This window comes from Microlunatus aurantiacus, assembly GCF_039536605.1.
In the GTDB taxonomy this organism is placed as follows: domain Bacteria; phylum Actinomycetota; class Actinomycetes; order Propionibacteriales; family Propionibacteriaceae; genus Microlunatus; species Microlunatus aurantiacus.
This window is the reverse complement of the sequence record NZ_BAAAYX010000003.1, coordinates 192,596-205,733: the sequence shown is the minus strand read 5'-3', so window position 1 is coordinate 205,733 and position 13,138 is coordinate 192,596. Positions and strand designations below refer to the sequence as shown.

At 71.5% G+C, this 13,138-nt stretch carries 11 protein-coding genes; 5 read left to right on the top strand and 6 right to left on the bottom strand.

The window, feature by feature from the left end:
• The first annotated feature begins 31 nt into the window (after positions 1-31).
• The 3 genes from ABD714_RS06460 (at position 32) to ABD714_RS06450 (ending at position 2,875) form a co-directional block, all read left to right on the top strand.
• Entirely contained in the window at positions 32-1,273 is a 1,242-nt protein-coding gene (locus ABD714_RS06460; protein WP_344811482.1) for a Gfo/Idh/MocA family protein, read from the top strand.
• Entirely contained in the window at positions 1,270-2,274 is a 1,005-nt protein-coding gene (locus ABD714_RS06455; protein WP_344811481.1) for a sugar phosphate isomerase/epimerase family protein, read from the top strand. The genes ABD714_RS06460 and ABD714_RS06455 overlap by 4 nt, the downstream gene beginning before the upstream one ends.
• Before the next feature lie 67 nt (positions 2,275-2,341).
• On the top strand, positions 2,342-2,875 hold the full coding sequence (locus ABD714_RS06450; RefSeq protein ID WP_344811480.1) for an RNA polymerase sigma factor: 534 nt from the start codon (positions 2,342-2,344) through the stop codon (positions 2,873-2,875).
• A 7-nt stretch (positions 2,876-2,882) separates the two neighbouring features.
• Here the strand turns inward: ABD714_RS06450 and ABD714_RS06445 are convergent, their stop codons facing one another.
• A complete protein-coding gene (locus ABD714_RS06445) occupies positions 2,883-3,692 on the bottom strand; it encodes a phytanoyl-CoA dioxygenase family protein (RefSeq protein ID WP_344811479.1) in 810 nt (269 codons plus the stop codon).
• Positions 3,693-3,763: 71 nt separating this feature from the next.
• Here ABD714_RS06445 and ABD714_RS06440 point away from each other — a divergent pair, with 71 nt between their 5' ends.
• Entirely contained in the window at positions 3,764-4,588 is an 825-nt protein-coding gene (locus ABD714_RS06440) for a helix-turn-helix domain-containing protein (RefSeq protein ID WP_344811478.1), read from the top strand.
• Between the two features lie 7 nt (positions 4,589-4,595).
• On the opposite strand, the gene ABD714_RS06435 is transcribed toward ABD714_RS06440, so the two are convergent.
• The 3 genes from ABD714_RS06435 to ABD714_RS06425 form a co-directional block, all read right to left on the bottom strand.
• Entirely contained in the window at positions 4,596-4,739 is a 144-nt protein-coding gene (locus tag ABD714_RS06435) for a hypothetical protein (protein WP_344811477.1), read from the bottom strand.
• A 126-nt stretch (positions 4,740-4,865) separates the two neighbouring features.
• Complete coding sequence (locus tag ABD714_RS06430; RefSeq protein WP_344811476.1) at positions 4,866-5,639, bottom strand: DUF427 domain-containing protein; 774 nt, start codon at positions 5,637-5,639, stop codon at positions 4,866-4,868.
• 99 nt (positions 5,640-5,738) lie between these two features.
• Positions 5,739-6,755 (bottom strand): zinc-dependent alcohol dehydrogenase, encoded by a 1,017-nt coding sequence (locus tag ABD714_RS06425; protein WP_344811755.1) that lies wholly within the window; start codon positions 6,753-6,755, stop codon positions 5,739-5,741.
• A 77-nt stretch (positions 6,756-6,832) separates the two neighbouring features.
• On the opposite strand from ABD714_RS06425, the gene ABD714_RS06420 reads away from it, so the two are divergent.
• Positions 6,833-9,109 carry an ATP-binding cassette domain-containing protein gene (locus tag ABD714_RS06420; protein WP_344811475.1) on the top strand — a complete coding sequence of 759 codons (2,277 nt, stop codon included), beginning with the start codon at positions 6,833-6,835 and terminating at the stop codon, positions 9,107-9,109.
• Between the two features lie 23 nt (positions 9,110-9,132).
• Here ABD714_RS06420 and ABD714_RS06415 read toward each other — a convergent pair whose 3' ends face one another.
• The gene (locus ABD714_RS06415) at positions 9,133-10,419 is read right to left on the bottom strand and encodes a hypothetical protein (protein WP_344811474.1); all 1,287 of its coding nucleotides are present in this window, start codon (positions 10,417-10,419) and stop codon (positions 9,133-9,135) included.
• Positions 10,420-10,609: 190 nt separating this feature from the next.
• Positions 10,610-12,853 (bottom strand): Hsp70 family protein, encoded by a 2,244-nt coding sequence (locus ABD714_RS06410; RefSeq protein WP_344811473.1) that lies wholly within the window; start codon positions 12,851-12,853, stop codon positions 10,610-10,612.
• Between the last annotated feature and the right edge of the window lie 285 nt (positions 12,854-13,138).

The following is a 13,138-nucleotide window of genomic DNA, read 5'->3' as shown; positions in this document are numbered from 1 at the left end:
TGAGGTCACAGACCGGGAAGAAAGGCCGTCGATGACTCTCGGTGTCGCTGTCATCGGGGCCGGCATGGCGGGTCGGGCTCACGCCGCCGCCTACCGGACCGCCCCGACGTTGTACGCCTCCACCCTGCCGGAGCTGCGCTACGTGTCGATCGTCGACGCGAACCCCGAGCTGGGGGATCTGGCGGCCCGACGCTTCGGGTACGAGCGGAACGACACGTCCTGGCAGGCGCTGGCGGAGGACCCGAGCATCGACGTGGTCAGTGTCGTGGTGGCCAACCGACTGCACCGGGAGATGGTCGAGGGGCTGCTGGCGGCCGGCAAGCACGTGCTCTGCGAGAAGCCGCTCAGCGACACCCTGGACGACGCGCGCGCGATGGTCGCGGCGGCCGATGCGGCCAGCACCGTGGCGCGGATCGGCTTCACCTACCGCCGGGCGCCCGGGGTCGCCGCCCTCCGCGAGCTGGTGCAGAACGGGACCCTCGGCACGATCCTGCACCTCGACGCCCGCTACTGGTGCGACTACGCCGCCGACCCTCAGGGTCCGATGGCCTGGCGCTACAAGGGTGCTCCGGGTTCGGGCGCGCTGGCCGACATCGGCAGCCACACCGCGTACCTGGCGGAGTTCCTGGCCGGGGACATCACCGAGGTGAGCGGCGGTCGGTTCGTCACCGCGATCACGGAGCGTCCGGTGGCCGTGGGGGCCGTCGTCGGCCACGGCAGGGCCGAGGTCTCCGACCGCTACGAGCCGGTGGAGAACGACGACTACGCGGCGTTCGGTGCCTCCTTCGCCGGCGGCAGCGCGGGGGTGGTCCAGGTGTCCCGGGTGGCCGCCGGCCACCCCAACGGGCTGGAGCTGGAGGTGTTCGGCGACAAGGGTGCCGCCACCTGGGCGCAGGAGCGGCCGGCCGAGTTCCAGCTGATGCTCAACGAGGGCAGTGCCGCCGGCACCAACGGCTACCGCCGCGTGATCATCGGACCCGATCACCCGTACGTGGCCGGCGGTCTGCCGATGGACGCCCCCGGTGTCGGTCTCGGTCAGAACGACGGTTTCGTGTACCAGGCCCGCGCGTTCCTTGAGGAGGTCGCCGGTCTCGACGAGGCGGACTCCCTGCCCCGTTGCGCCTCGTTCTCCGAGGGCGTCCACAACATGGAGGTCCTGGCCGCCGTGGCCGAGTCCGCGGCCCACCGCGGCGCCGCCGTCACCGTCCCCACCTCGCGCCACGCGTCTCCGACGACGCAGCCCGCCACCCAGCTCGAGGAGATCCCCGCATGAAGTTCGGTCTCTACAACGCGATCCTGCACGACCGTTCGCTGCCCGAGGCCCTGGAGGTCATCGCCGGCGTCGGTCTGAGCGGCATCGAGCTCAACTCCGGCGGCTTCCTTCCGGCCGTCCACATCCCCACCTTCGACGACATCCTCACCTCCGACACCGCCCGGGACGACTTCCTGGGGCTGTTCGAGGGGACCGGGGTGGAGATCGCCGGGCTCAACTGCAACGGCAACCCGCTGCACCCCGACCGGGTCATCGGTGAGAAGCACGCCGTCGACATCCGGCGCAGCATCCGGCTGGCGAACCGGCTCGGCCAGACCCGGGTGGTGACCATGTCGGGGCTGCCCGGCGGCGAGCCCGGCGCGACCCGGCCCAACTGGATCGTCAACGCCTGGAACTCCGCCGCCCTGGACGTGCTCGAGCACCAGTGGCAGGTCGCCGAGGACTTCTGGCGCGAAGTCGACCGGGAGGCCGCCGATCTGGGGGTGAAGGTGGCCCTCGAGCTGCACCCCCAGAACCTGGTGTTCAACCCGGCCGGGATCCGCGAGCTGGTGGAGCGGACCGGTGCCACCCACGTCGGCGTCGAGCTGGACGCCTCGCACCTGTTCTGGCAGTGGATGGATCCGGTGGCCGTCGTCCAGGACCTCGGGCCGCTGACGTTCCACGCCGCCGCCAAGGACGTGAAGATCAACCCGGCCGCGGCCGTGTACGGCGTGCTGGACAACCGCTTCCGGAAGCTGTCACCCGACGAGCCGCGCACCAACCTCGGCGGCGACGAGTGGGCCAACGAGTGGCCGAAGGACGCCGCCTGGGACTTCGTGGCCCTCGGTCGCGGTCACGACGCGGTCTACTGGTCGACGTGGCTGTCGGCGCTGCACGCCGTCGATGCGGACATGTGGGTCAACATCGAGCACGAGGACGTCTCGCTGGGCCGGATCGAGGGCATCGAGGTCGCGGCCGGCGTCCTGCTGGACGCCGCTCGTCGAGCGGGCATCGCCGCCTGAGTCTCGTTTCGGACCGCTCGACCCGGGTACCCATCGGTGTCCGTCGTCGCCCGGCCGAGGAGGAAGCGTGGCACTCGACCCCCGCACCATCGAAGGCTTCCGCTCCGGCGACGAAGCCGCCTTCGAGGCGATCTTCCGGGAGTACGCCGGTCTGGTCTACTCGGTGGCCCGCCGCACGATCGGCGACGCCACCGAGGCCGAGGACGTGCTGCAGCAGGTCTTCGCGGCCGCCTGGCAGGGTCGCGGTCGCTTCCAGCCCGATCGCGCCACCCTCTCGTCCTGGCTGATGGGGATCGCCCGCCACAAGATCGTCGACGCGCTCGAGCGTCGGACGCGTCGACGCCTGGTCGACGTCCAGCTCCGGCAGGAGCTGGTCGGCGCGGGAGAGCTCTCGGTGGACGGGGAGCCCGAGAGGGTCATCGGCCGGCTCAGCATCGACCAGAGGCTCGGGCAGCTTCCGGAAGCGCCGCGGGAGGTCCTCCAGTTGGCGATCGTCGACGACCTCACCCACACCCAGATCGCCGAACGACTGCAGATGCCGCTCGGCACGGTCAAGAGCCACATCCGCCGGAGTCTGCGGAAGCTGCAGCCGGCCGCCTGACTGCCGGTCAGTGCCCGCTGGCGGACCAGCCCTCACCGCACGGTCCACCCTCCGGGGACGCCTGGATGGTGATCTCCCGGCCGTCCGGAGCGATCAGCGGTTGGAAGAAGGTGGACACCTCGACGCTGGTCTCGGGGATGTAGTGGAAGATCAGCGACCGACGGAACCGGTCGGTGGTGCTGTTCGGCCGGGACCCGTGCACCACGCTGCCGTGGAAGAAGAGCACGTCACCGGCCTTCATCTCGGTCTGCACCACCTCGACGCCCTCGGGCACGTGGACGGTGATGGTGGTGAACGAGACCTCCGGATCGGCCTCCTCCGGGCACATCACGTGGATGGTGTGCGACCCCGGCACCACGGCCAGGCCGCCGTTGTCGGCGTCGCAGTCGTCCACCGCGATCCAGGCGGCGATGCAGGTCTCCGGGTGCGACTGCAGGTAGAGGTTGTCCTGGTGGAGGGCCTGCCCGCGTGCGGTCGGGGGCTTGAAGTAGAACATCGACTGGGCGGCCAGCGCCGGGCCGATGAGCTCGGTGACCACGCCCAGGATCCGGTCGTCGAGCATCAGCTCGAGGGCGATCTCGCCGACCTCGGAGTCGGGGCGACGGTGGGGGTGCACGATCCGAGGATAGCGGGACAGGATGTCGTCGGCCGGCAGCCCGTCGTCGAAACCCAGCGAGCGGTCCGTCTCGATCTGTCGCGTGTAGACGTCGCGGACCCGCGCCACCTCCGCCGGGGTCAGCAGCTGGCGCATCAGCACGACCCCGGTCTCGGCATAGCGCTGGGCGATGTCGGGGCGTTCGGTCACGAGTTGGCTCATGCAGGAGATTCTTCGCCGCCAGTCACCGCCGGGCCATGGCGCAGGCGGTTGAGAACATGGAAGATCCTGCTGTGGCACGTGAGCAGCAACCACCCCCCGCGGTCGACCAGGTGCTCGCCGGAGCGTTCACCGCCGACGACCGCTACGACGTCTGGCGTCCGGCCGGGACCGAGGACTGGCTGCTGCTGAACACCGTGGCCGGGGCGGGGAGGATCGGCGTGGCCGGTCACCCCGACCTGGTCACCGTCCCCGGCGACGTGCTGGTCATCCGGCCCGGTGTGCCGCACGACTACGGCACCGGACCGGCGGTGGCGGGTGCCGACCGGCTCTGGTCGCTCCAGTTCGCCCACGTCCACCCGCGACCGGAGTGGTTGACCTGGCTGGACTGGCCGCAGCCGGTGCCCGGGCTGCTGCGGGTGCGCACCGCCGGTGACGCCCGGCGTCGGATCCGGGAGGCGCTGTCGGCCGCCGACTCCTACGGGCGCAGCGACCTGCGGCAGGCGACGATGTTCGCGGTGAACGCCGTGGAGGCGGCTCTGCTGTGGTGCACCACGTCCGACCCCGGGGCCGGGGGGCTCGACCCCCGGGTGCTCGACGCGATGGAGGTGATGGCGGCCTCGTTGGCCGAGCCGATCACCGTGGCTGGGCTGGCCCGCCGTGCCGGGCTGTCACCCTCGCGCTTCGGGCACCTGTTCGCCGAGCAGGTCGGCTTCTCCCCGATGCGCTACCGGGAACGGCAGCGGATGCGGTTGGCCGAGCAGCTGCTCGACCTGACTCCCCGTACGGTCGCCGAGATCGCTCGGACAGTCGGTTTCGCAGACCCGCTCTACTTCTCGTCCCGCTTCCGCGCGTACGCGGGGATGCCGCCCACGGCCTATCGGCAGCGGCGCGCCTGAGCTCGCGTCACAGGCGCGGCGGGACTCCGGCGCGGGTGGTGGCGGCGAGGACGATCTCGTCCCGCCTGGTCGCCGCCGAGGCCGCGGCGAGAGCGCGCCGGGTCCGGTGGCGGGGGGAGTGGGACGAGCGGAGCTTCGAGAAGAAGGACATGAGGTGCTTCCTTGCGGGCGGTGCGGAGCTCCTTCCACGGCGAAGGCTCTGTTCGGTCGAACACGGCAACCTCCTCGTCGGTCCACCTATTCCGCGGGAAGCCCTCGACCGTGGCCGGCGTGCTGCTCAGCCCGCTCCCGGTCGGTGGTCCCGGCTGGTGAAGGGTGAGCCGGCGCGGACCTGCCGGCGACCGTCGACGGTGATGTCGAGCAGCTCGTTGTAGAAGGCGACCCGGCCGGCGATCGCGGCCACCGCGGGGTACGGCTCGGTGTAGGACCAGGCGATGTCGGGTAGGTCCGGCCGGTCGCGCACGCTCCAGTAGCGGTCGGCCCGGCCCTTGTACGGGCAGTGGCTCCGGGCGGCGCTGGGCACCAGCCGGTCGAGATCGAGATCGGACTCGGGTAGGTAGAAGCGGGTGGGCAGCGTCGTCTCGAACAACAGCACCGGTGAGCGGCTGTCGGCCAGGGTGGTGCCGTCGGCGGAGACGACGACGTGCCGGCTGCTGGCCAGGGTCTCGACCCGTTTGTAGGGGTCTCGCGGATGGCTCGCGACCGGTTCGTCCTCCTCCCACCAGTCGATCGTCCCGGGACGCCAGGTGAGCACGATCCGGTCGCGCAGCGCTCGGTCGTCGCGGCGCCACGCGGCCCGCGGCAGACGACTGTCGCCGAGCACCAGGTCGTAGGTCTCGCTGACCGGCCCGTGCGGCTCGTGGAAGTCGAAGCCGGTGGGCGGCGGCGAGGTGGTCGGCACCAGCAGGTCCATCCGCACGTCGGTGGTGGGGAGGCCATAGCCGGGCACCGGGAAGTCGGACTCCCAGAACAGCAACGGGCTGCGGGTGTCGGCGACGACGGTGTCCGCCACGAGCCCGCGGACCCACTTGTCGATCGGGTCGGTGCGCATCGTCCGAGAGTCTCACCACCCTCCGCCGGTGTCCACGGACAGCGGACGGTGGACGGCGGACAGCGGACAGCGGACGGCGGACAGCGCGCGGCGGCGCGGTCAGCCGTGCGGGTCGACCAGGACCTTCGGTCCCGGACCCGTACCGCCGAGACCGGCCAGCCGGTGCGGCACCTCGTCCAGCCCGACGGTCTCGGCCACGATCGGGGTCGGGTCGAGCCCACCGGCGTACGCGCGGAGCGTGTCGGCGAGGGCGGGGGAGGCCGACAGGATGCCGACGGCGGTGACGTCGGCGAGCACGAGGTCGCGGGTGTCCAGCAGGCTCGGCGTGCCGGCCAGCCCGATCAGGACCAACCGACCGCCGGGGCGGACCAGGGTCAGCGCGGACCCGGGGGCGGTCGGGTCGGACGTGGCGTCCAGGACGGCGTCGTAGGACGCCGGTGCGGTGGTGTCGGTCGGCCGGTCGGCTCGCGCGGTGGCGGCGGCACCGAGGCGCGCGGCCAGGGCGAGGCGCTCGGGCCGCAGTCCGCTCACCGTGACCTCGGCCCCCGCGTCGACGGCGAACAGCGCGGCCAGCAGACCGATGGTGCCGTCGCCCATGATCAACAGCCGGGAGCCGTGGTCGGCTCCGGCGGCCCGGACCGCCCGCAGCGCGTTGGCACCCGGTTCCACCAACGCCGCCGCGTCGGTGCTCACCGCGTCGGGCACGTAGTGCGCGAACCTGGTCGGGACCAGTGCGTACTCGGCGAGCATCCCCGGCCAGCCGTCGGTGATGCCGACCTCCCGGCGGTCGGGGCACAGGTGGTGACGCCCGCCTCGGCACGCGGCACACCGACCGCAGCCCAGCATCGTGTCGCCGATCACCCGGCGGCCGACCCAGAGCCCCTCCGACTCGGAGCCGACCTCGACCACCGTGCCGGTCCACTCGTGCCCGGGTCGCAGCGGGTGGTGGGTCCGGCCCCGGGCGTAGTAGGCCATCTCACCGGTGAACAGCTCGACGTCGGTGCCGCAGATGCCGGCCCGGTCGACCCGCACCAGCAGCTCCCCCGCTCCCGGGGTGGGCACCGGGACGTCGTCGACGCGGGCGTCGCGGGGTCCGTGGACGACGAGGGCGCGCATGGTCACTCCCGCATGATCTCGCGCCGGGCTCGACGATCGGTCAGACGGTTGTCGGTCCCGGTCCCTAAAGTGACCGGATGACGATCAGCGCGTCACCCCATCCGGCCGACAGCCACGCCGCCATCCGGGTCCGCGGTGCCCGGGAGAACAACCTGCGCTCGGTGGACGTCGACATCCCCAAGCGCCGGCTGACCGTGTTCACCGGCGTGTCGGGCTCGGGCAAGAGCTCGCTGGTCTTCGGCACGATCGCCGCCGAGTCGCAGCGGTTGATCAACGAGACCTACAGCGCCTTCGTCCAGGGCTTCATGCCCAGCCTGGGCCGCCCCGACGTCGACGTGCTGGAGGGGGTCAGCGCAGCGATCATCGTCGACCAGGAGCGGATGGGCGCCAACTCCCGCTCGACAGTGGGCACGGCCACCGACGCGCACGCGCTGCTGCGGATCGTGTTCAGCCGGTTGGGCGAGCCGTCGGGGGGACCCGCGTTCCACTACAGCTTCAACACCGCGGCCGGAGCCTGCGCGACCTGCGAGGGCCGCGGCTCGGTCACCGACATCGACCTGGACGAGCTGGTCGACCCGGACAAGTCGCTGAACGGCGGGGCCATCACCGTCCCCGGCTACACCCCGGACGGCTGGCTGGTCCGGGTGTTCAGCGAGTCCGGTCTGCTCGACGGTGACAAGCTCATCCGCGACTACAGCGAGCAGGAACGCGAGAGCTTCCTCTACTCCGAGCCGATCAAGGTCAAGATCGCCACCATCAACATGACGTACGAGGGTCTGGTGCCGCGGGTGCGGAAGTCCTTCCTGGCCAAGGACAAGGAGAGCCTGCAGCCCCACCTCCGCGCCTTCGTGGACCGCGCCGTGACCTTCACCGACTGCCCCGACTGCGACGGTGCCCGGCTGAACCGGGCGGCGTTGGCGTCCCGGATCGCCGGACTGAACATCGCCGACGCGGCCCGGATGCAGATCAGCGACCTGGCCGGCTGGGTCCGGACCACGCTCGACCAGCCGTCCGTGGCCCCGCTGGTCCAGACCCTCCAGCAGACGCTGGACTCGTTCGTCGAGATCGGTCTCGGCTACCTGAGCCTGGACCGTCCCTCGGGCACCCTGTCCGGCGGCGAAGCCCAGCGGACCAAGATGATCAGGCACCTCGGCTCTAGCCTGACCGACGTCAGCTACGTGTTCGACGAGCCCACGATCGGTCTGCACCCGCACGACATCCAGCGGATGAACGGGCTGCTGGTGCGGCTGCGGGACAAGGGGAACACGGTGCTCGTGGTCGAGCACAAGCCCGAGACCATCGCGATCGCGGACCACGTGGTCGACCTGGGCCCCCGGGCCGGGGTCGACGGTGGGCAGATCTGCTACACCGGCACCGTCGAGGGTCTACGGGCCAGCGGGACGTTGACCGGTCGACACCTCGACGACCGGGCCCGGCTCAAGTCCGCGGTCCGCACCCCGACCGGCAGCCTGCCCATCCGCGGCGCACGACGGCACAACCTACGAGACGTCGACGTCGACGTCCCCCTCGGGGTGTTGACGGTGGTCACCGGCGTGGCCGGCTCGGGCAAGAGCTCCTTGATCCACTCCTCGATGCCGCGGGACGCCGGGGTGGTCTCGGTCGACCAGTCCGCGATCAGGGGGTCCCGGCGCAGCAACCCCGCCACCTACACGGGGCTGCTGGACAGCGTCCGCTCCTCGTTCGCCAAGGCCAACAAGGTGAAGCCGGGACTGTTCAGCGCCAACTCCGAGGGTGCCTGCCCGCACTGCAACGGTCTCGGCGTGGTCTACACCGACCTGGCCATGATGGCCGGCGTGGCCACCACCTGCGAGGAGTGCAACGGTCGCCGCTTCACCGACGCGGTGCTGCAGTACACGCTGGACGGACGGACCATCGCCGACGTGTTCGCGATGTCGGTCGACGACGCGCACGCGTTCTTCACCAAGGGCCCGGCCCACGCCATCCTGACCCGGATGCGGGAGGTGGGACTCGGCTACCTGGGCATCGGCCAGCCGCTGACCACGTTGTCCGGCGGCGAGCGGCAGCGGTTGAAGCTGGCCATCCACATGGCCGACAAGGGCGGTGTCTACGTGCTCGACGAACCGACCACGGGGCTGCACCTGGCCGATGTGCAGCAGCTGCTCGGTCTGCTCGACGGCCTGGTGGACTCCGGCAAGACGGTGATCGTGATCGAGCACCACCAGGCGGTGATGGCGCACGCGGACTGGATCATCGACCTCGGGCCGGGCGCCGGACACGACGGCGGCCGGATCGTCTTCGAGGGCACTCCCACCGACCTGGTGGCGGACGGCTCGACCCTCACCGGGCAGCACCTGGCGGCGTACGTGGGCTAGCGGTCCGGCGGACGGATCGGCCGTCAGCGCTCGGCGCGCTCGATCAGGTGGTCCAGGGGCAGCCAGAACAGGAACTGGCGACCGTACTCGGTCACGGTGACGTACCGGCGGCGCCGGTGGTCGACGTACACCGACTCTAGGTTCTCCTTCGGCATCGAGAACCGAGCCAGGGATCGGCCCCGCTTGGTGACGACCAGGTTGTCGCCGTGGCGCCGGCCGTCGATCTTCAGCGACGAGGAGTTGACCAGACCGTACGGTCCGAAGGAGCCGATGCCCTGGAAGTTGCTGCCCGTCACGATCCGGGAGCGGCTGCTGCGGATCCCGGCCGGGCTGGGCCCGTACCGGCCGACGAGGCTCAGGGGCCGATCGGCGGCTGCGGCCCCGGTCCGGAGTCGACCCGCGCGGTCCAGCTGGAAGGTCTGCGCCCACGAGGTCTGCGTCTGGGTGAAGTTGATCGCGGTGAGCGTCCTCGGACTGGTGGTCGGATCCACGCTGATGCTGGAGAACCCGCCGGTTCCCCGGGCCCTCCAGTGGGCGACCGCCGGCAGCACGAAGTGACCATCGATCTCCATCAGGTCGTCGGCGTTGTACATCCACAGGTGCCGGAGGCTCGAGGAGTAGAGGTACTGACCGACCCAGACGACACCGCTGCCGTGGGAGTCGAGCGCCGAGAACCCGTCGGTGCCGGCCAGCCGCACCAGCTCCACCTGGTTGTAGACCCGTCGGTCGAGGTCGATGACGGTCAGCCTGGTGGCGTCGGTGAAGCCAGGCCGGTGCGGGTAGAGCAGACCGTTCTCCTGCTTCCGGGAGTACGAGCTGATCGCGATGATGTTGCGGTCGGCGGCGGGACGCCCACCGATCCGGTAGTCCTGGGTCGTGGACGTGCCCCCGAGCCCTTGCGGGTGGAAACCGTTGCCCGTGAGCTGGTCCAGGCAGAAGAAGGTGGACTTCCCCCAGTCGAGCGCCCGGTCGCGGCTGGTGGCCTTCCAGTCGGCCCGACATCTGGCCGTCACGGCAGGCAGCGGCCGGCCACGGGTCAGCAGCTCATCCCAGCCGACGTAGCGGCCGGCATACCGCGCCCGGTAGCGGTCGTCGACGTGGACGGTCCCGGCGGGCGGACCCGACCGCGGTCCCGTGGTGGGCGGGGCAGCCGTCGGGGTCGGGGTCGGGGGCGGCGTGCCGGGCTGCGAGGTCCTCGGAGCCTCGGCGCCCCGGACCGCCGGGGACCGGTCGACGACCACCAGGCCGACGACGAGGCTCACGGCCACGACCGCGGCCACGGCGACCGCGACGAGCCAGCGTCTGGTCACGCGATCCACCCCTCGTGGCTGTCGGACACCGACGGCGGCCGGGAAGCCAGTATGACCGGGCCGCGGGGCACGGGCCGGTCATCGGGGCGCTGCCGGCGGCCAAGTCGCGCCGGCCGGGACGGCGGCAGGGGGCACCTCGCCGTCCTCGGCGTCCCCACCGCAACAGCCGGGTCGGCAGCCCGACCAGCGATCAGCGACGGGTCCAGGCCGGTCCGCCGTCCACTTCGGGGTGATGCACGACGAGCTTCTGGTCGGTGCCGTCGGCGTTCATCACGAACATGTCCGGTTCGCCGAGGCGGGCACTGCGGAAGACGATGCGGCGTCCGTCGGGTGACCAGCTCGGATCCTGGTCCGGGCCTCTCGCGCTGGTCAACCGACGGAGCCCCGTGCCGTCCGAGCGCACCACCCAGACGTTGAACCCGTCTCGGTCCTGGCGACGGAAGGCCAACGTCGTCCCGTCGGGGGACCAGGCCGGATCAGCGTCCTGCCCGGGCTCTCCGGGGAGGATCTCCACCGGCGGGGCTCCGCCGTCGACCGGCACCGACATCAGGGTCCCGCCGTCCACGCCCGTGCGCTCGCTGGCCCAGTAGGTGACGCGCCTGCCATCGGGCGTGAAGCCGGGGTCACTCAGGATCGGCGCCTCCGCGATCGTCCGGTGGCTGGTCCCGTCGATCGACAGCACGACCAGCTGGTCGGGTTTCCCCTGGGTGCGCGAGCGGCTGGCGAGCTTCGTGCCGTCGCGGCTCCAGCCCGGCCGCCCGAGGTCGAGCTTGGCCGCCGTGCCCTCGGTGAACAACCGCCGGTCGCCGGTTCCGTCGACCGCCATGACCCGGAGTCCGTCCACGTCGGGCGTCGGTCCGGCTCCGGGGATCTCGCTCTCACTCTCGGCGGCAGCCTCGTGCAGGTAGATGAACGTGCGGCGGTCGGTGGAGAGCACAGACCTCGTGTCCGATCCTGCGCCGAGAGTGAGGCGCTTGGTGTCCACGCCCCCGATGGTCATCCGCCAGATGTCCCAGTCCACCTTTCCCTTGCGGGTCAGCAGCAGCTCGTCGGCCGGCAGGGCCACCGCCGCCCGCGGCAGGTCCGCGGCCCGCGACTCGGGTCGGGTGGACGTCACCGTCGGCGTGGGGGTGGGCTTCGGCGTGGCTGTCGGGGTCGGTCGGTTCGGGTTCGCCGAGACGGCGCTCCCGTCCCGAGTCGGTGACGCGCCGACGGAGTCGTCGAGCGTCCCGCGTGCCTGGATGACGAGGGTCGCGATCACCACGGCGGCGAGGGCGGACGCCACCCCGGCGGCGAGGGGCCAGCGCGCTCTCGAGCCGGGTGCACGCACGGATGCCGCAGCCGGGGTGGACGGTGCGACGACCGACTCGTGGAGCTCGGCGCGCGGCGCGGCGAGACGCACGGCTCCGAGCGCGACGTCGTGCTTCGGGTGCGTGTCGAGGGCGGGCTGGAGACCGAACGCACGCTGCAGCATCTCGCCGACAAGGGGGATGCGGGAGCTACCACCGATGAGCACGATGGCGGTCAGATCGGCCGGGCCCAGAGAGGCCGAGCGCAGCGCACGTCGCATCGCGGCGACCGTCACCTCCAGCGGCGGTCGGATCAGCGTCTCGAACTCACTGCGCGTCACCCGAACTGTCGTGGTCAGCCCGGGGAGGGACACCGGCACGATCGCCGCCATGTCGGTGGACAGTGCCTCCTTGGCCTCGACGCACTCCCGTCGCAGCCGGGTCAGACCGATGGTCACAGCGGGGTCGTCCGGGTTCAGATCGCCGGTGCGATCGGCCAGAGCGGCCATCACCTCACCGAAGAGCGCGTGGTCCAGGTCGGTGCCACCGAGGCGCTCAGCACCTTCCGGCTGACCGAGGACAGCGAAGCCGTCCTCGGTCTTCTCCACGACGCAGACGTCGAACGTCCCACCGCCGAGGTCGTAGACGGCCAGCTTGTCGCCCACCTCGACCCGGGCGCGAGAGGCGTACTGGGCGGCGGCCGCGACGGGTTCGGGTACCAGCCGGGCCCGGACGTCGGCCAGGGTCATCACCTGGGCGAAGACCTCCATCTTGAACGGTCCCCAGTTGGCCGGGTGCGTGACCACGACCTCGGCCGGCGCCTCGCCCATGCGCTCGGTGGCGCGCTCGACCACCCACTCCAGCAGGCGGGCGGTCAGGATCTCGGCGGAGAACGGCGAACCGCCCACCAGCAGGGGGACGTGATCACCGAGGCGCCGCTTGAACTCGCGGACCACGTGATCGGGCTCGACGGAGCCGCGTCTCTCCGCCGGCTCGCCCACCACGAGCTCCCCGTCATCGAGGAAGAGGACCGACGGGATCTGCAGCGCTCGATTGCCCAGCCCCACCATCGTCGGCCCGGAGCCGTCGTCGACCGCCGCGGCCGTGAAGGTCGTACCCAGGTCGACACCCAGCGAGTACGGCACGCCTGCACCTCTCCCGTCGACGTCTGCTCCATCCTAGGGAGCGAGGGCGCCGACCAGTCGGTCGGGAGGTCGGTCGGGCAGGGACGCCAGATGGACCGCCCGGTGGGCCCGCGGCGGGATCTTGACCGTCGGTGTGACGCAGGTTACTGTGAGGTAACGACGCGTTGGGAGCGCTCCCACAGATCGGCGGAGCGACGGTCCCGAGGCTCGAAGGTTGACAATCCGCGGCGGTTCTCGCGCGGTACATCGAGCGGCCAGCTTGCCGCCATCTCCATCTCTGTGCAG

Bases quoted from the DNA above. Each gene is read 5' to 3' on its own strand.
- ABD714_RS06455 (WP_344811481.1), top strand. From the start codon at position 1,270: ATGAAGTTCGGTCTCTACAACGCGATCCTGCACGACCGTTCGCTGCCC.
- ABD714_RS06430 (WP_344811476.1), bottom strand. From the start codon at position 5,639: ATGCGCACCGACCCGATCGACAAGTGGGTCCGCGGGCTCGTGGCGGAC.
- ABD714_RS06425 (WP_344811755.1), bottom strand. From the start codon at position 6,755: ATGCGCGCCCTCGTCGTCCACGGACCCCGCGACGCCCGCGTCGACGAC.
- ABD714_RS06435 (WP_344811477.1), bottom strand. From the start codon at position 4,739: ATGTCCTTCTTCTCGAAGCTCCGCTCGTCCCACTCCCCCCGCCACCGG.
- ABD714_RS06460 (WP_344811482.1), top strand. From the start codon at position 32: ATGACTCTCGGTGTCGCTGTCATCGGGGCCGGCATGGCGGGTCGGGCT.
- ABD714_RS06420 (WP_344811475.1), top strand. From the start codon at position 6,833: ATGACGATCAGCGCGTCACCCCATCCGGCCGACAGCCACGCCGCCATC.
- ABD714_RS06445 (WP_344811479.1), bottom strand. From the start codon at position 3,692: ATGAGCCAACTCGTGACCGAACGCCCCGACATCGCCCAGCGCTATGCC.